This is a genomic window from Bradyrhizobium sp. (assembly GCF_035935975.1).
Lineage (GTDB): Bacteria > Pseudomonadota > Alphaproteobacteria > Rhizobiales > Xanthobacteraceae > Bradyrhizobium.
The window spans coordinates 133382-149354 of record NZ_DASYWN010000022.1; the positions used below are offsets into that span (position 1 = coordinate 133382).

The 15973-nt window shown below is 65.7% G+C and carries 12 protein-coding genes; 6 read left to right on the forward strand and 6 right to left on the reverse strand.

Annotated elements, in window-relative coordinates; translation table 11 throughout:
* The first annotated feature begins 269 nt into the window (after positions 1–269).
* The 4 genes from VGR99_RS10605 (at position 270) to VGR99_RS10620 (ending at position 3966) form a co-directional block, all read left to right on the forward strand.
* Entirely contained in the window at positions 270–1241 is a 972-nt protein-coding gene (locus tag VGR99_RS10605; RefSeq protein WP_326898288.1) for a TRAP transporter substrate-binding protein, read from the forward strand.
* Positions 1242–1303: 62 nt separating this feature from the next.
* A complete protein-coding gene (locus VGR99_RS10610) occupies positions 1304–1852 on the forward strand; it encodes a TRAP transporter small permease (protein ID WP_326898289.1) in 549 nt (182 codons plus the stop codon).
* Positions 1843–3135, forward strand: coding sequence for a TRAP transporter large permease (locus VGR99_RS10615; RefSeq protein ID WP_326898290.1), 1293 nt, complete (start codon positions 1843–1845; stop codon positions 3133–3135). Before VGR99_RS10610 ends, VGR99_RS10615 begins: the two co-directional genes overlap by 10 nt.
* Positions 3136–3159: 24 nt before the next feature.
* Positions 3160–3966, forward strand: coding sequence for an SDR family oxidoreductase (locus VGR99_RS10620; RefSeq protein WP_326898291.1), 807 nt, complete (start codon positions 3160–3162; stop codon positions 3964–3966).
* A 15-nt stretch (positions 3967–3981) separates the two neighbouring features.
* Here the strand turns inward: VGR99_RS10620 and VGR99_RS10625 are convergent, their stop codons facing one another.
* Genes VGR99_RS10625 through VGR99_RS10640 form a run of 4 tightly spaced genes read right to left on the reverse strand, consistent with a single transcriptional unit; the run spans position 3982 to position 8261 of the window.
* On the reverse strand, positions 3982–4680 hold the full coding sequence (locus tag VGR99_RS10625; RefSeq protein WP_326898292.1) for a substrate-binding domain-containing protein: 699 nt from the start codon (positions 4678–4680) through the stop codon (positions 3982–3984).
* Positions 4677–6809, reverse strand: coding sequence for a xanthine dehydrogenase family protein molybdopterin-binding subunit (locus VGR99_RS10630; protein WP_326898293.1), 2133 nt, complete (start codon positions 6807–6809; stop codon positions 4677–4679). The genes VGR99_RS10625 and VGR99_RS10630 overlap by 4 nt, the downstream gene beginning before the upstream one ends.
* The gene (locus VGR99_RS10635) at positions 6806–7276 is read right to left on the reverse strand and encodes a (2Fe-2S)-binding protein (protein WP_326898294.1); all 471 of its coding nucleotides are present in this window, start codon (positions 7274–7276) and stop codon (positions 6806–6808) included. Before VGR99_RS10635 ends, VGR99_RS10630 begins: the two co-directional genes overlap by 4 nt.
* Positions 7277–7289: 13 nt before the next feature.
* A complete protein-coding gene (locus VGR99_RS10640; protein WP_326898295.1) occupies positions 7290–8261 on the reverse strand; it encodes a tripartite tricarboxylate transporter substrate binding protein in 972 nt (323 codons plus the stop codon).
* 237 nt (positions 8262–8498) lie between these two features.
* On the opposite strand from VGR99_RS10640, the gene VGR99_RS10645 reads away from it, so the two are divergent.
* Positions 8499–10589 (forward strand): molybdopterin oxidoreductase family protein, encoded by a 2091-nt coding sequence (locus VGR99_RS10645; RefSeq protein WP_326898296.1) that lies wholly within the window; start codon positions 8499–8501, stop codon positions 10587–10589.
* Between the two features lie 135 nt (positions 10590–10724).
* Positions 10725–11507 (forward strand): enoyl-CoA hydratase/isomerase family protein, encoded by a 783-nt coding sequence (locus tag VGR99_RS10650; RefSeq protein ID WP_326898297.1) that lies wholly within the window; start codon positions 10725–10727, stop codon positions 11505–11507.
* 1001 nt (positions 11508–12508) lie between these two features.
* Here the strand turns inward: VGR99_RS10650 and VGR99_RS10655 are convergent.
* The gene (locus tag VGR99_RS10655; RefSeq protein WP_326898298.1) at positions 12509–12937 is read right to left on the reverse strand and encodes a GlcG/HbpS family heme-binding protein; all 429 of its coding nucleotides are present in this window, start codon (positions 12935–12937) and stop codon (positions 12509–12511) included.
* Positions 12930–15908, reverse strand: coding sequence for an FAD-binding and (Fe-S)-binding domain-containing protein (locus tag VGR99_RS10660; protein ID WP_326898299.1), 2979 nt, complete (start codon positions 15906–15908; stop codon positions 12930–12932). The genes VGR99_RS10655 and VGR99_RS10660 overlap by 8 nt, the downstream gene beginning before the upstream one ends.
* Positions 15909–15973 lie beyond the last annotated feature (65 nt).

A 15973-nucleotide genomic window follows, 5' to 3' on the forward strand; every position in this document is an offset into this window, starting at 1 on the left:
GAACGACCATGGGTACGACGAGCATCGTTATCTCGCGTCCGGCACCGGCCGACGGCGAGGCGGGATTGCAGGGGACCGGCACTTGCCGTCCCGGCACCGCATCGACCCGCGCGCTCTCATCAATCAGCCAAATCCGCTCGACTCGGCCGCGCAATCCTACCAAGGTGGTGCGGTTGTGACGCTTGACTTCACACCTGAAGTGGAGCGACCCAAGGCGGCCGGCAGCACCTGCCCAACGACGACATAATCAACTCAGGAGGAAAGCCCAGATGAAGACACTGATCGGTATCATCGCAGCCGCCACGCTCGCGCTCTCAGCGCCCTTCGCGACCGCACGCGATCTCCGCTCCGCCGACATCCACCCCGCCGATTATCCGACGGTCGAAGCCGTCAAGTTCATGGGCAAGCAGCTCGCCACCGCGAGCGGCGGCAAGCTTGGCGTGAAGGTGTTCCCGAATGGCGCCCTGGGCTCCGAGAAGGACACCATCGAGCAGCTCAAGATCGGCGCGCTCGACATGATGCGGATCAACGCATCGCCGCTCAACAATTTCGTGCCCGAGACCATCGCGCTGTGTCTGCCCTTCGTCTTCCGCGACACGCAGCACATGCGTACCGTCCTTGACGGGCCGATCGGCGACGAGATCCTGGCGGCCATGGAGCCCGCCGGCCTGGTCGGCCTTGCCTATTACGACAGCGGCGCCCGGTCGATCTACACCGTCAAGGCACCGGTCAAGTCGCTCGCCGACCTCAAGGGCCTCAAGATCCGCGTCCAGCAATCCGACCTCTGGGTCGGCATGATCCAGAGCCTCGGCGCCAACCCGACGCCGATGCCGTATGGCGAGGTCTACACCGCGCTCAAGACCGGCCTCGTGGACGCTGCCGAGAACAACTGGCCTTCTTATGAATCCTCGCGCCATTTCGAGGCGGCCAAGTTCTACAACGTCACCGAACACTCCCTGGCGCCCGAAGTCCTCGTGATGTCCAAAAAGGTCTGGGACACGCTGAGCAAGGAGGACCAGGCGATGGTCCGCAAGGCGGCCAAGGAATCGGTGCCCGTCATGCGCAAGCTCTGGGACGAGCGTGAGCAGGCCTCCCGCAAGACCGTCGAGGCGGCCGGCGTTCAGGTCATCACGATCGCCAACAAGCAGGAGTTCGTCGATGCGATGAAGCCGGTGTACCAGAAATTCGCCGGCGACGAGAAGCTGCAGAGCCTCGTCAAGCGTATCCAGGACACGAAGTAAGACCATCGCGCCGCGTCCGGTGTCGCCGCGAGGCGACGCCGGACCCTCGCAAGGAGACGCCGATGACAGACCCGCATGTTGCAAGCCACGAGCAGGAGGTACCGGCACGTCCGTCCACCGGCCTGCTGACGCGGATCAATGCTCCCATCGCTCGCTGGGGCATGTATCTGTCCGTGACCGGTCTGCTCGTCATCGTCACCATCGTGTTCTACCAGGTGTTCGGACGTTACGTGCTCAACTCCAGCCCGACCTGGACGGAAAACCTCGCGCTGGTCCTGATCCTCTACGTCACGCTGATCGGTGCCGCCGTCGGCGTGCGCGATGCCGGACACATCGGCATGGACAGTCTGCTGGTCATGCTGCCGGATCATGTACGCGAGAAGATCGAGATCGTGATCCACGTTCTGGTCGCCGTGTTCGGGGTTGCGATGGCCTACAACGGCTGGATCCTCGGGGCCTCGGTCGGAACCGTGAAAATCCCCAATCTCGGCCTGCCCGAGGTGATCCGCTACGTGCCGCTGATCGCTTCCGGCGTCCTGATCGTCTCCTTTTCAATCGAGCACATCATAGCGCTTCTGCGCGGCGAAGAGGTCGTCCCCTCATGGAACTGATCATCCTCGGCGCCACCTTCTTCGGCTTCCTCGTCCTCGGCGTCCCCGTCGCCTTCGCGATCGGCCTGTCGGCCATCTGCACGATCCTCTACGAAGGCCTGCCGGTCGCCGTCATCTTCCAGCAGATGATGTCGGGGATGAACATCTTCTCGTTCCTAGCCATCCCATTCTTCGTGTTCAGCGGCGAGCTGATGTTGCATGGCGGCGTCGCCGACAAGATCGTGCAGCTCGCCAAGAATCTCGTCGGACACATCCGCGGCGGGCTCGGCATGTCGAATGTGGTCGCCTGCACGCTGTTCGGCGGCGTCTCCGGCTCGCCCGTGGCCGACGTGTCGGCGATGGGCGCGGTGATGATCCCGATGATGAAAAAGGAAGGGTTCGACACCGACTACGCCGTCAACGTCACCACCCACGCCTCGCTGGTCGGAGCCTTGATGCCGACCAGCCACAACATGATCATCTATGCGCTCGCCGCAGGCGGCAAGGTCTCGATCGGTGCGCTGATCGCGGCCGGTCTCCTGCCGGCGTTGGTGCTGATGGTGTGTATGCTGGTTGCCGCCTACGCGGTCGCGGTGAAGCGCGGCTATCCCGCCGGCAAGTTCCCGGGTTGGCCCGAGGTGTTCCGCTCGTTCGCGGCCGCGCTGCCGGGCCTTCTGATCGTCGGCATCATCCTGGCAGGCATCCTGTCCGGCGTCTTCACGGCGACCGAATCCGCGGCCGTCGCGGTCACCTACACGATCCTGCTGACGTTCTTCATCTACCGCACGATGACCCTGCCGAACTTCCTGCGGGCCGCGGCGAAGGCGGTGAAGACGACGGGCGTAGTGCTGCTGCTGATCGGCGTCTCCACCATGTTCCAATATCTGATGGGGCTCTACGAGGTGGCCGACTTCGCCGGCGATTTGATGAGCAAGGTGTCCTCGCAACCCTGGATGATCTTCCTGCTCATCAACATCATCCTGTTCGTGCTCGGAACGTTCATGGACATGGCGGCGACCATCCTAATCTGCACCCCGATTTTCCTGCCGATCGCGATGAAGGCGGGCATGGACCCGGTGCAATTCGGCATGCTGATGCTGATCAACTGCGCGCTCGGCCTGAACACCCCGCCGGTCGGAACGACGCAGTTCGTGGGCTGTGCCATCGGCGGCATCTCGGTAGGCGCGGTGATGCGCACCATCCTGCCGTTCTACGCTGCCCTGATCGCAGCTCTGATGTTCGTGACCTACGTCCCCGCGTTCTCGCTGTGGCTGCCCCGCCTGCTGATGGGCTACAAGGGATAGCAGCAACACAGGGAGAATCCGTCCGTGACTGACTATCGCAAGCTCTTCGATCTCACCGGCAAGACAGCCGTGGTGCTCGGCGCCGCATCGGGCATCGGCAAATCGTCCGCCGAGGCGCTGGCCGGGTTAGGAGCCCGCGTCGTCTGTGCCGATCGCGCGCTTGACGCAGCGGAAGCGACCGCTGCCGGCATCCGCGACAAGGGCGGCTGGGCGGAAGCTGCCAGCTGCGATGCCGCGAGTGCTGCGGACGTCAACGCGCTGGCGAAAACCGTGATGCAAAAGTTCCAGCGGCTCGACATCGCCGTGACGACGCCCGGCCTCAACATCCGCAAGACCATCCTCGACTACACGGAGGAGGATCTCGACCGTGTCCTCAACCTCAACGTCAAGGGCACCGTCTGGTTCTTCCAGGCCTTCGGCCGCATCATGGTCGCGCAGAAGGGTGGCAGCATCATCGCCTGCTCGTCGGTGCGCGCGGTGACCATCGAGCCGGGCCTCGGCGTCTACGGCTCGACCAAGGCGGCGATTGGCCTCCTGGTGAAGGGCTTTGCCTCCGAGGTCGGCCATGCCGGAGTTCGCGTCAACGCGATCGCCCCGAGCATCGCCGAGACCGCGCTGACCGGCCCGTTCAAGCAGCGGCCGGACATCTACAATCTCTACGCCGGTCACACCGTGTTCAACCGATGGAGCAGCGCCGACGAGGTCGCCACCGCGGTCGCCTATCTGGCGTCGGACGCCGCGAGCTATGTCAGCGGCAGCACCATGTTCGTCGATGGCGGCTGGACCGCCGTCGATGGTCCGCCTACCGGCCTCACCCAGCTGCACAAATAGGGTGGTCGCCGGCGCTCAGCCGGCGAACCCCACGCGCTGGCGCAGCTCCCTGTGATCCGCGCCGGTGAGCAATGCGATCAGCGCGGCGGCCTCCTTCGGATGCGCGGCCTGTGCGGTCACGCCGGCTGTGTACATGGTCACCAGCTCGCATCCGGGCGGGAGCGAGCCCGACAGCGCAATGCCGTCGGTCGCGATGATCTCGGTCGCCTGGGTGCATCCAATCGGCCGCGTCGCGGTCGAGTTCGCAAGCTCGCGCATCGCGGTCGCGCCGTTCGGATAGATCTTCAGGCGCGAAGCGACCTCATAGGCGATGCCGAGCTGGTCCAGCACCTTTGCGACGTGCTGTCCCGCCGTCGAGGCTTTTGTGTCCGGGACGTAGATGGCGTCCGCGGAACGCAGCACCTCGCGCAGGCCGACCTCGGTCTTCACCGTCACCTTGGAATCGCGGTTGCGGACGGCCAGCGCGGTCTCGACCCGTCCGACATCAGCGATCGAGGAGGGGAGGATGAGCCTTTCCTCGGCAAGCTTCGCAAGCAACGCCTGCGTCAGGATCACGAGATCAGCCGGTGTGCTCGCGCGCAACTTGTCGGCCATGATGCCGACCGCGCCGAACTCGCCGTCGATGCCGAAGCCGGTCTGCGCCTTGAAGACCTCGGTGAGGCCGCGCACCAGGCCCTGTGCCGCGCCGCCGCTCAAAATGGTCACTGTCGTCACGATGCGAGCTCCATGGCTGCAATGATCCTGTCGCGCGTGATCGGCAAGTCGCGCACGCGGACGCCGAGGCAATCATACACCGCATTCGCGATCGCCGCCGTCACCGGGCCGTGGGCAGCTTCGCCCGCTCCGACCGGCTCGATCTCCGGCCGCTGGATGATCTCGACATCCACCGCCGGCACCTCGCTGAAGGTCAGGATCGGATAGTCGGTCCAGGACGTGGACGTGATGCGCGTCCGGTCGAAGCGGACGCGCTCCTTCAACACCCAGCTCGTCGCCTGGATCGCGCCGCCCTCGATCTGGTTGATGACGCCGTCGGGATTGATGGCCTCGCCGACATCGACCGCGAGCGTCAGCCGTTTGACGCGGATGTCGTCTGCGCCTTCGATCTCGGCAATTGCCGCGCAATAGGCGCCCATATTCTTGTAGCGGGCGAAGGCAACGCCATAGCCGATTCCGGCTTGCTTCTGCGGTTTCCACTGCGCGCGCCGGGCGGCAGCGCGGATGACATCCCTGGCGCGCTCGTCGCGGAGCTGCCGCAAGCGGAATTCGATCGGGTCTTCGCCGCGCAAGGCTGCGATCTCGTCGAGCAGGGATTCGATGGCGAACACATTGCCTTGCGCGCCCAGCGTCCGCAGCGCCGAGGTACGCACCGGCATGGTCAGCAGCCGATGGCTCGTGATCGTCCAGGCCGGGAGGTCATAGAGCGGAACGGAGTTGCGGTCGCCGCCGCCGCCATTGGCGGCCGGTGGATTGGACGAGATCATGCGCGGATAGGGATTCGCGATCTCGGATGCGGCGAGCAGCGCCGGCTGCGCGGCGCGCCCGGGCCGCGCCGCATGGCCGTTGCTCCAGATCGCGTGGCGCCAGCCGACGATCTCGTTGTCCGCATCGAGATCGGCCTCGATCTCGATAGCCATGGCTGCGCCGAACGGCGCATGGGACATCTCGTCGTGGCGCGACCACTGTACCCGGACCGGGCGTCCGCCGGCGGCTTTCGCCAGCAGCACGGCATCGAGCGCGACGTCGTCGGCTGCGTTATGTCCGTAGCAGCCGGCGCCCTCCATATGCTCGACGACGATGCTCTCGGGCGGCAGCTTGAGCACGATCGCAAGATCGGCGCGCAGCAGATAGACGCCCTGGCTGTGAGTCCAGACATGGACACGATCGCCGTCCCATCGCGCCATCGCACAGGACGGTGCGATCGAGGCATGGGCGATGTAGGGGCGGACGTATTGCCGGCGGAGTGTCCGCGCAGCTTTGTTCGTCGCTGCCGCCGTTCGGGTGTCGATGACGGTCGTCTCAACCGGCTGGCTCTTCAGGAAGCCGGCCAGATCGTCCTCATCAGGCAACGGTTCGCCGGCCGACCAGGTCGCGCCCTTGCGCAAGGCCTTCAGCGCGGCTTCAGCCGCCGCCTCGCTGTCGGCAACCACGCCGGCAAAGCCGCCGTCGCGAACGATCGCGACGAGGCCGGAAACGGCCCGCGCAGCCGTTTCGTCGAGCGCGGTCAGCCTGGCGCCGGAAATGTCCGGCCGGAGCGCGCGGCCGTGCAGCAGGTTCGGCAGCGCGCTGTCGTGGATAAAGCGTGGCCGCGCGAACACCTTGTCGGGAATATCGACACGCTGGACCGAATGTCCGGCGACGCTGCGCTCGGCGGCGCGCTTCGCGACAACGCCCGCGGCGGCGTCGTGGTCGAGCGAGACGTCACCCGCCAGCTCCCAATAGCTGGTCCTGACATTGCCGGGACCGGAGATGGTGCCGTCTTCGATCGCGAGCAGCGAGGCATCGACGCCGAGACGCTCCGATGCAGCGTTAAGGAAGCGCTGGCGCACCTCGGCGCAGGCGTGACGCAGCGCGCGGCCGGATTGCTGGATCGACAGGCTGCCGGAGGTGACGCCTTCGTTGGGGCTCATTGCGGTCGAGGCGCGGATCATCTCGATCCGGCCAAGATCCACATCGAGCTCGTCGGCAGCGATCTGCGCCAGCGCCGTGACGATGCCTTGGCCGATCTCGACCTTGCCGGGGGAGATCGCCACGCGGCCCTCGCCGGTGAACCCTACCCAGGACGACAGTCTTGGATTGGCCGCCAGGCTCACCGGCAGTTTCGGAGCAGGGGACGGCGCACTCATGACGTTGCCATCTCCGAAGCCGCCCGCAGCACGGCGCGAACCATGCGGTTATGCGATCCGCAGCGGCACAGATTGCGGTCGAGCGCCGCTCTCACCTCGGTCTCCGTCGGCGACGGATTGCGCTTCAGCAACGCCGCGGCGCTGATCAGGATTCCCGTAACGCAATAGCCGCATTGCATCGCCTGTTCGGTGATGAAGGCGCGTTGCAGCGGATGCGGCTGCTCCAGCGTACCGATGCCTTCCACCGTGACGACATCCTTGTCCGCGACCGACCACATCGGCATGTCGCAGGATGTCATCGCGTGGCCATCGACCATCACGCGGCATGCCCCGCATTCACCGGCGCCGCAGCCGAAATGCGCACCCGTGATGCCGAGCCGGCCGCGCAGCACGTCGAGCAGGGTTTGATCGGGATCGGCATCCACGACGGTTGCTACGCCGTTGAGCTGGAATTGAACGGTGGGCATGACCAGTACGGCCTCAGGATTTGTCGAACTTCTTGACGACATCGGCCCATTTCTCGATGTCGCCACGCAGGAACTTGTCGAACTCCTGCGGTGTCATTGACATGGGGACGGCGCCCTGCTCGGACCAGAGTTTGACGATGTCCGGCCGCTTCACCATTGCGTTGACGGCGGCGTTGAGCTTGTCGATGACAGGCTTTGGCGTGCCGGCCGGCGCCATCAGGCCGAGCCAGATCGTTGCCTCATAGCCGGGGACACCGGCCTCGCCGGCGGTCGGCACGTTCGGCAGCACTGCGGAACGCTGCTTGCCGGTGGTGGCAAGCGCGCGCACCTGGTTCTCGCCGATATTCGGCGCCATCGCCGGCACCGCATCGATCATCATCTGCACCTGTCCACCGATCACGCCGCTGCGCGCCTCGCCGCTGTTGCGGTAGGGGACGTGGACGATATCGATGCCTACCATGGCTTTGAACAGCTCGCCGGCCATGTGATAGGGCGTGCCCTGGCCGGAGGAGGCGTAGTTCAGCTTGCCCGGTTGCGACTTGGCGAGCGCGATGAACTCCTGCAGCGTCTTTGCCGCGACTTGCGGGTTCACCACGATGACGAGATCGGAATAGTTCACCGGCGCGATCGGCGCGAGATCGCGCATCAGTTCGTATTTGCGCTTGTCCGGCGTCAGCAGCGATTCGTTCGCGGTCTGGGTGTTGGACATCATCAGCAGCGTGTAGCCGTCGGCCGGCGACTTCGCCGCCTCGACCGTGCCGATGACGCCGCCGGCGCCGGTACGGTTCTCGATCACGAACGGCTGGCCAAAACTCTCCTGGAGCACGTTGCCGATCAGCCGTGCCGTGACATCGGCCGGCCCGCCGGCCCCGAAGGGCACGACGATCCGGACGGCGTGGTTGGGATAATCCTGCGCGAGGGAGGGGGCAGTGGGGAACGCGGCGAGCAGGCCGGCGGCCAGCGCCAGCATAAGACGTCGGGCCATCACGCCCACCTCCCTGATATCGTTTTTGTTGGCCGGCACTGTAGCGGCAGGGAATGCGGACTGTCGACGCCTCACAAGGGCGAAGATGCAGGGAATATCGGGCGGCTTTCGGTGTGGCCGCGCCGCCTTTCGCAGGCGCGGCAGGAACCGCAGGCGCGCACGGTTTGAGCAAATCGCATGGGCACTGCCGGATAAATGCCCTCGGCTGCCCGGTATTTTGGTGTTACGAATTTGGCCATGAACCAGCACGCCAAGATCGAAATCCGCCATTCGACCTGTCCGCATGATTGCCCGTCGGCCTGCGCGCTCGATATCGAGGTGGTCGAAGGCCGAAGCATCGGTCGCGTTCGTGGTTCGAAAAAGCAGACCTACACGGCTGGCGTCGTCTGCGCCAAGGTCGCCCGTTACGCCGAGCGCATCCATCACCCCGAGCGGGTCATGTATCCGATGCGCCGAACGGGTCCGAAGGGCTCGGGCCAGTTCGAGCGGATCCCCTGGGACGAGGCGCTCGACGAGATCGCTCAGCGTTTCAACCAGGCGGAGCGCGCGTTCGGCGCGGAATCGATCTGGCCCTACTACTACGCCGGCACGATGGGGCTGGTGATGCGCGACGGCCTCAACCGCCTCACGCATGTGAAGAAGTATTCGCGCTTCTATCAGACTATCTGCGCCAATGTCGGGCGCATCGGCTTCGCTATCGGCACCGGCAAGATCGCCGGCGCCGATCCGCGCGAGATGGCGCTGTCCGATCTCGTCGTGATCTGGGGCACCAATCCGGTCAACACCCAGGTCAACGTGATGACGCATGCCTCGCGCGCCCGCAAGGAGCGCGGCGCCAGAATCGCGGCGGTCGACATCTACGACAACGACACCATGAAGCAGGCTGACATCAAGATCCTGCTGCGGCCCGGCACCGACGGCGCGTTTGCCTGCGGCGTGATGCATGTCCTGTTCCGCGACGGCTATGCCGACCGCGCCTATATGGACAAATACACCGACTGCCCCGACGAACTCGAGGCGCATCTGAAGACGCGCACGCCGGAATGGGCGTCCGCGATCTGCGGCGTGCCGGTTGCGGAGATTGAGGCCTTTGCCAAGGCCGTCGGCGAGACCAAGCGGACCTTCTTCCGGCTCGGTTACGGCTTTACGCGTTCGCGCAACGGCGCGACGCAGATGCATGCTGCGAATTGCATTCCCGCGGTGACCGGTGCCTGGCAGTACGAAGGCGGCGGCGCCTTCTTCAACAATTACGCGCTGTGGCACTTCAACGAATCCATCATCGAAGGTCATGACGCGATCGACCCGGCCACGCGCGCGCTCGACCAGTCGCAGATCGGCCGCATCCTCACCGGCGATGCCGAGGCCCTGCTCGGCAAGGGGCCGGTGAAGGCGATGCTGATCCAGAACACCAATCCGATGACGGTGGCGCCGGAGCAGGCGCTGGTGCGCCAGGGCTTTGCGCGCGAGGATCTGTTCGTCGCGGTGCACGAGCAGTTCATGACCGAAACGGCGCTGATGGCCGACATCGTGCTGCCGGCGACGATGTTCATGGAGCATGACGATCTTTATTACGGCGGCGGCCACCAGCACATCTCGGTCGGGCCGAAGCTGATCGATCCGCCCGGCGAATGCCGCTCCAACCACGAGGTCATGCAGGCGCTGGCGCCGCGGCTCGGCGCGCAGCACCGGGGTTTCGAGATGACGCCGCGCGAACTGATCGACGCGACGCTCAGGCTCAGCGACCACGGCGACATCGCCGGCCTCGAGGCCGATATCTGGCGCGACCTGCAGCCGGACTTCCGCACCTCGCATTATCTCGATGGCTTCGCCCATCCTGACAAAAAATTCCACTTCAAGGCCGATTGGGCGCATCCGCCGTTTGGTCGCACCATGGGCGAATTCGACAAGATGCCGTCGCTGCCGGACCATTGGGCGGTGATCGAGCATACCGATCAGGCCCATCCGTTCCGGCTTGCGACCAGCCCCTCGCGCAGCTTCCTCAACACTTCCTTCAACGAGACGCCGTCCTCGCAGGCGCGCGAGGGCCAGGCGAACGTGATGATCCATCCGCTCGATGCGGCCGCGCTCGACATCGCCGACGGCGATGCCGTGACGCTCGGCAATGCCCGCGGCGAGACCACGCTGGTCGCTGCGCTGTTCGAAGGCGTGCGGCGCGGCGTGCTGATCGCGGAGTCCGTTCACCCCAACAAGAATCATATCGGCGGCCGCGGAATCAACACGCTGACGGGCGCGGACACGATCGCGCCGATCGGTGGTGCTGCGTTCCACGACAACAAGGTCTGGATCAAAAAGGCCGTGGCTGTCTGAGAGCGCGCTGGCGCTTCGATCGCCTGCAATTTGCGTCGAGTCGCTAAAGCGACGCCTCGCCACAGATTGCGCTTGCACCTGCCGCCCGACCTGCCGCAAATGGCTGCAAAACGGGAGCAAGGAAGCGAGCGTGTCATGACCGACAACACAGCAATCATCACCGAAAAGCGCGGGCAGGCGTTCTGGATCACCATCAACCGGCCGGAGAAACGCAACGCGTTGAACGGAGACGTCATCGCCGGCATCACCAAGGGCTATCGCGACGCGCATGACGACAAGGACGTCCGCGTCATCGTGCTGACGGGCGCGGGCGACAAGGCGTTCTGCGCGGGCGCCGACTTGCAGAATTCCGGCGCGGCTTTCGCGATGGATCATTCCAAACCAAATGTCGACTATGCCGATCTGTTACGTTTGTCACAGAACGCCACCAAGCCGGCGATTGCGCGGGTCGGCGGCGTCTGCATGGCCGGCGGCATGGGCCTGCTCTGCATGACCGATATGGCGGTTGCCGCCGATCACGTCATCTTCGGCCTGCCGGAGGTGAAGGTCGGCGTGTTCCCGATGCAGGTGCTGAGCCTGCTGCAGTCGATCGCGCCGCCGCGCCTCGTCAACGAGTGGGCGCTGACCGGCGAGCCGTTCGATGCCAAGGCCGCGCAAGCCGCGGGCCTGCTCAACTACGTCGTGCCCACCGCCGAGCTCGATGCCAAGGTCGACTGGCTGATCGGCCGCATCGTCGATAAATCCCCAACCGCGATCCGCCGCGGAAAATACGCCATGCGCGCCATCGCCTCGATGTCGTTCGACGAGAGCATCGCCTACACCGAGAGCCAGATCGCGCTGCTCGCCATGACCGAGGACGCGAAGGAGGGGCTGAAGGCGTTCGGCGAGAAGCGCAAGCCGGTGTGGACGGGAAGGTAGGGGGCCGCTGCTCTCTCGTGTCCCGGACGCGCTGCAACGCGTGAGCGTTGCTGCGCAGAGCCGGGACCCAGAAGGCGGCACGGGGACATGCGGTGAGATGGGCCCCGGCTCTGCAGCGCACCGCTCCCGCGCTGCGCTGCGTCCGGGGCACGAGTGCGCGGTGCTCTCGACGGTTTCCTCCACCGCCCTTCCACGTCATGTCTCGCACAATCGTAGGATGGGTAGAGCGGAAGCGAAACCCATCGTCTCCAGGCCGCAGCATGATGGGTTTCGCAAGTGCTCCACCCATCCTACGGCCTCATAGGCACGCCTTCTCCTTCTCGCGGCGGATCCCGCCCGAGTTTTGCGCTCCTCATCACGCCCTCTCTGAAGACAGGGCGCAGGGAAGGCCGGGTGCCGGCTGGCACCCGCAAAACTCCCGTGCAAGAACGATGCACACGCAACGCACAGGAGCGATACAGGGCAGCCGAACATCCGGCCTTCCCTGCGCAGTGGTCTGACGGCTTATGCGCGCTCTCCCCGGAGACGAATTCCTTCTTGCCTCCGTCGCCTCGGCGAAATTCGCGGGACGCAACCCCGGTTGGGGCAACGCCGCATTCGCAGAGGCTTGACCGTAGCAACGACGGTCAGGACCACACGGTTTCGCCGTACGCATTCGGTGCCGTCCGTCGTGTGCGGAAGGTAGCGCGCTCACGGGGTTCATCCCGCCCTGCACGCTCTCATCCGCATCGGCACCGCTCGCGTCCACCGCGACCCGATCCACGGTTCGCGACGACGTACGACCGCCCCTTGTCCCGGATCAGGATGGGCAGAGAATGCGACAAATCAGAAATTCTGTAAAGGCGAATATTTTGATGAGGGGCGGTTGACCGAGCGATGGGGTGTTTTGCCCGTCGGGCAGCGCACGATCTTGTAGCCCGGGTGAGCGAAGCGATACCCGGGGCTACGTCCACGATGCCCCCCGGATGTCGCTTCGCTCATCCGGGCTACGGGACAGACCGTCAGCCCGCGTTGGCCTTCAGGCCTGCCGCCTGGATGCCCGCGACCGCGCAGGCTTCGTCATTGTCGGAGGTGTCGCCGGACACGCCGACCGCGCCAAGGAGCGTCGTGCCGTCCATGATCAGCACGCCGCCGGGGACCGGCACCAGCGCGCCCTTCGCGATCGTGTTCACGGCGTCGATGAAATAGGCCTGCTCCTGGGCGCGCTGGAACAGCGCGCGCGAGCCCATGCCCATGGCGAGTGCGCCATAGGCCTTGCCGTGCGCGATCTCGGCGCGCATCAGGCTGGTGCCGTCCTGCGCGGCCGCGATCTTGAGCACGCCGCGCGCGTCCAGGATGGTGACGACCAGCGGCTTCAGCTTCAGCTCGGCGGACTTTGCGAAGGCGGCGTCCAGGATCTTGCGGGCGGTATCGAGCGTGAGGTCAGCCATGGCTGGGTTCCTTTGCAGCAGGGTTGGTTGAGGAATTGGTCTTGGCGCGATCGATGCTCATCGCCAGCACGCGGGCGACATGAAGCGCCTCGCGCTGGGCGCCGTCGTGGATCTGGTGTCGGCAGGAGGTGCCGTCGGCGATCACCAGCGTGGTCTGGTCCGCTCCGCGCACGGCGGGCAGCAGCGACAGCTCGGCCATCTCGATCGAGGCATCATAGGTATCGGCACCATAGCCGAACGCGCCGGCCATGCCGCAGCAACTGGACTCGATGGTCTTGACCTCAAGGCCGGGGACGAGGCGCAGCACCTGCTCGACCGGCTTGAAGGCGCCGAAGGACTTTTGGTGGCAGTGGCCGTGCACCATGGCCTTCTCGGCGACGGTGCCGAGCGGCAGTTGCAGCCGGCCGGCCTCCGCCTCGCGCACCAGGAACTCCTCGAAGGTGAGGGCATGGGCGCCGACCGCCTTGGCGTCGTTGTCCTTGCGCAACGAAGCGAGCTCGTCACGCAGCGTCATCAGACAGCTCGGCTCGAGGCCGACGATCGGCACGCCGCGCGCGGCAAAGGGCGCAAACGCGGCGACGAGCCGGTCGAGCTCGGACCTGGCTTCATCGACGAGACCAGCCGAGAGGAAGGTGCGGCCGCAGCAGAGCGGGCGGCTGCCGCTCGCGGGTTTCGGCATGTGCACGCGATAGCCACCGGCCGTGAGCACGCGCAACGCGGCGTCGAGGTTCTCGCGCTCGTAGATGCGATTGAACGTGTCGGCGAAGAGGACGACCTCGCGGCCCGCAGCCGGCCCAACCGCTTCCGCGGGCGGCACGAAGACGTCGCTGCGGAAGGCGGGCAGGGCGCGGCGCGCGCTGATGCCGGCAAAGCGCTCGAACAGCTTTCGCAGCAGCGGACTATGGTTGCGAAAATTCGCCAGCGGCGCGAAGCGCGAGGCGAGGCCGGCATAGCGCGGCAGATATCCGACCAGCCGGTCGCGCAGCGTCAGGCCGTGGCTGGCGGCGCGCGCGACCAGCACCTCGATCTTCATCTTGGCCATGTCGACGCCGGTCGGGCATTCATGGCGGCAGGCCTTGCAGGAAACGCAGAGTTTCAGCGTCTCCATCATCTCGTCGGACGACAGCGCATCGGGGCCGAGCTGGCCGGAGATCGCCAGCCGCAGCGTGTTGGCGCGCCCGCGCGTGACGTCCTTTTCGTTGCGCGTGGCGCGATAGGACGGGCACATCACGCCGCCTTCGAGCTTGCGGCAGGCGCCGTTGTTGTTGCACATCTCGACCGCGCCCTGGAAACCGCCGGCGGCGCCGGGATAAGCCGACCAGTCGAGTTTCGTCTTGAGGTCGGCGACGCGATAGTCGGGTTTGAAGCGGAACAGCGAGCGGTCGTCCATCTTCGGCGCGTCGACGATCTTGCCCGGATTGAGCACGCCATCGGGATCGAAGCGGTGCTTCACCTCCCGGAAGTCGGCGACGAGACGCTCGCCGAACATGGTCTCGTGGAATTCGGAGCGCACCAGGCCATCGCCATGCTCGCCGGAATGCGAGCCCTTGTACTCGCGCACCAGCTCGAAGGCCTCTTCGGCGATCGCGCGCATCGCCTTGACGTCCTTCTCCAGCTTCAGATTCAGCACGGGGCGGACATGCAGGCAGCCCTCGGAGGCGTGCGCGTACATCGTGCCGCTGGTGCCGTGCTTGGCAAACACCTCGTTCAGCCGCGCCGTATAGTCGGCGAGATGCGGCAGCGGCACGGCGCAGTCCTCGACGAAGGAGACCGGCTTGCCCTCCTGCTTCATCGACATCATGACGTTGAGGCCGGCGGCGCGGAAATCGGCGATGCCGGCCTGCAGCGCGGGCTCGGTGATCTCGACCACGCCGCCCCATTTGCGGGTGTCGTTGTTCCAGCCGAAGCCGAGATCGCCCATCAGCTCGTTGAGCTGCTTGAGGCGCGCGAGGTTATCGGCCTGATCTTCCTCTGCGAACTCGACCACCAGAACGGCATCGGGATCGCCCTTGATCGCGGCGGAGATGATCGGCCGGAACATCGCGATGTCGCGGCCGAGCGCGAGCATGGTGCGGTCGACCAGCTCGACCGCGATCGGCTTGAGCTTGACCAGATGCTGGGCCGCGTCCATCGCCTCGTAGAAGCTGCCGAAATGGCAGACGCCGAGCGCCTTGTTGCGGATGACGGGCCACAGCTTCAACTCGACCTTGGTGGTGAAGGCGAGGGTGCCCTCGGAGCCGACCAGCAGATGCGCCATGTTGTTGCGCGCGTTGCGTGGCGTGAGCGCATCGAGATTGTAGCCGCCGACCCGGCGTTGCACCTTTGGGAAGCGTGCCGCGATCTCGTCGGCCTCACGCTCGCCGAGATCGAGCATGTCGCGAAACAAAGCGCGCATGGTCTCACCGGCGTCGCTGTCCGAGAGATCGCGCGAGACCTCGCCGAACCGGCTCAGCGTGCCGTCGGCGAGCGAAGCCTCCATCGACAGCGTGTTGTCGCGCATGGTGCCGTAGCGAAGTGAGCGGCCGCCGCAGGAATTGTTGCCGGCCATGCCGCCGATGGTCGCGCGCGAAGCCGTGGAGACATCGACCGGAAACCACAGGCCGTGTTTCTTGAGCTGGCGGTTGAGGTCGTCGAGCACGATGCCGGGCTCGACCACACAGGTGCGGCCCTCGACGTCGAGGGAGAGGATCTTGTTGAGGTGCTTCGAGAGGTCGACCACGAGCCCGTCATTGACGGTCTGGCCGCATTGCGAGGTGCCGCCGCCGCGCGGGGTGACCTTCAGCCCTTCGTCGCGAGCGATCGCCAGCGCCCGCAGGGCCTCGTCCATGGTTTTGGGCACCACCACGCCCGTAGGCATGATCTGGTAGAACGAGGCGTCGGTGGCGTAACGGCCGCGGCTGAAACCGTCGAACAGGACGTCGCCGGTCATTTCCGCGCGCAGGCGCCGTTCGAGCGAGGAGGCGTTTTTCATCCCTGATCCCGGAGTGACCCAGCGGGCCAGGCCCTGCTGAGTTATTCATTATCGTTTCCGACCGA

What these genes read in the sequence shown, in the direction of transcription:
- VGR99_RS10605 (WP_326898288.1), top strand. Translation starts at nt 270, where the DNA reads ATGAAGACACTGATCGGTATCATCGCAGCCGCCACGCTCGCGCTCTCA.
- VGR99_RS10610 (WP_326898289.1), top strand. Translation starts at nt 1,304, where the DNA reads ATGACAGACCCGCATGTTGCAAGCCACGAGCAGGAGGTACCGGCACGT.
- VGR99_RS10615 (WP_326898290.1), top strand. Translation starts at nt 1,843, where the DNA reads ATGGAACTGATCATCCTCGGCGCCACCTTCTTCGGCTTCCTCGTCCTC.
- VGR99_RS10630 (WP_326898293.1), bottom strand. Translation starts at nt 6,809, where the DNA reads ATGAGTGCGCCGTCCCCTGCTCCGAAACTGCCGGTGAGCCTGGCGGCC.
- VGR99_RS10635 (WP_326898294.1), bottom strand. Translation starts at nt 7,276, where the DNA reads ATGCCCACCGTTCAATTCCAGCTCAACGGCGTAGCAACCGTCGTGGAT.
- VGR99_RS10640 (WP_326898295.1), bottom strand. Translation starts at nt 8,261, where the DNA reads ATGGCCCGACGTCTTATGCTGGCGCTGGCCGCCGGCCTGCTCGCCGCG.
- VGR99_RS10645 (WP_326898296.1), top strand. Translation starts at nt 8,499, where the DNA reads ATGAACCAGCACGCCAAGATCGAAATCCGCCATTCGACCTGTCCGCAT.
- VGR99_RS10650 (WP_326898297.1), top strand. Translation starts at nt 10,725, where the DNA reads ATGACCGACAACACAGCAATCATCACCGAAAAGCGCGGGCAGGCGTTC.
- VGR99_RS10655 (WP_326898298.1), bottom strand. Translation starts at nt 12,937, where the DNA reads ATGGCTGACCTCACGCTCGATACCGCCCGCAAGATCCTGGACGCCGCC.
- VGR99_RS10660 (WP_326898299.1), bottom strand. Translation starts at nt 15,908, where the DNA reads ATGAAAAACGCCTCCTCGCTCGAACGGCGCCTGCGCGCGGAAATGACC.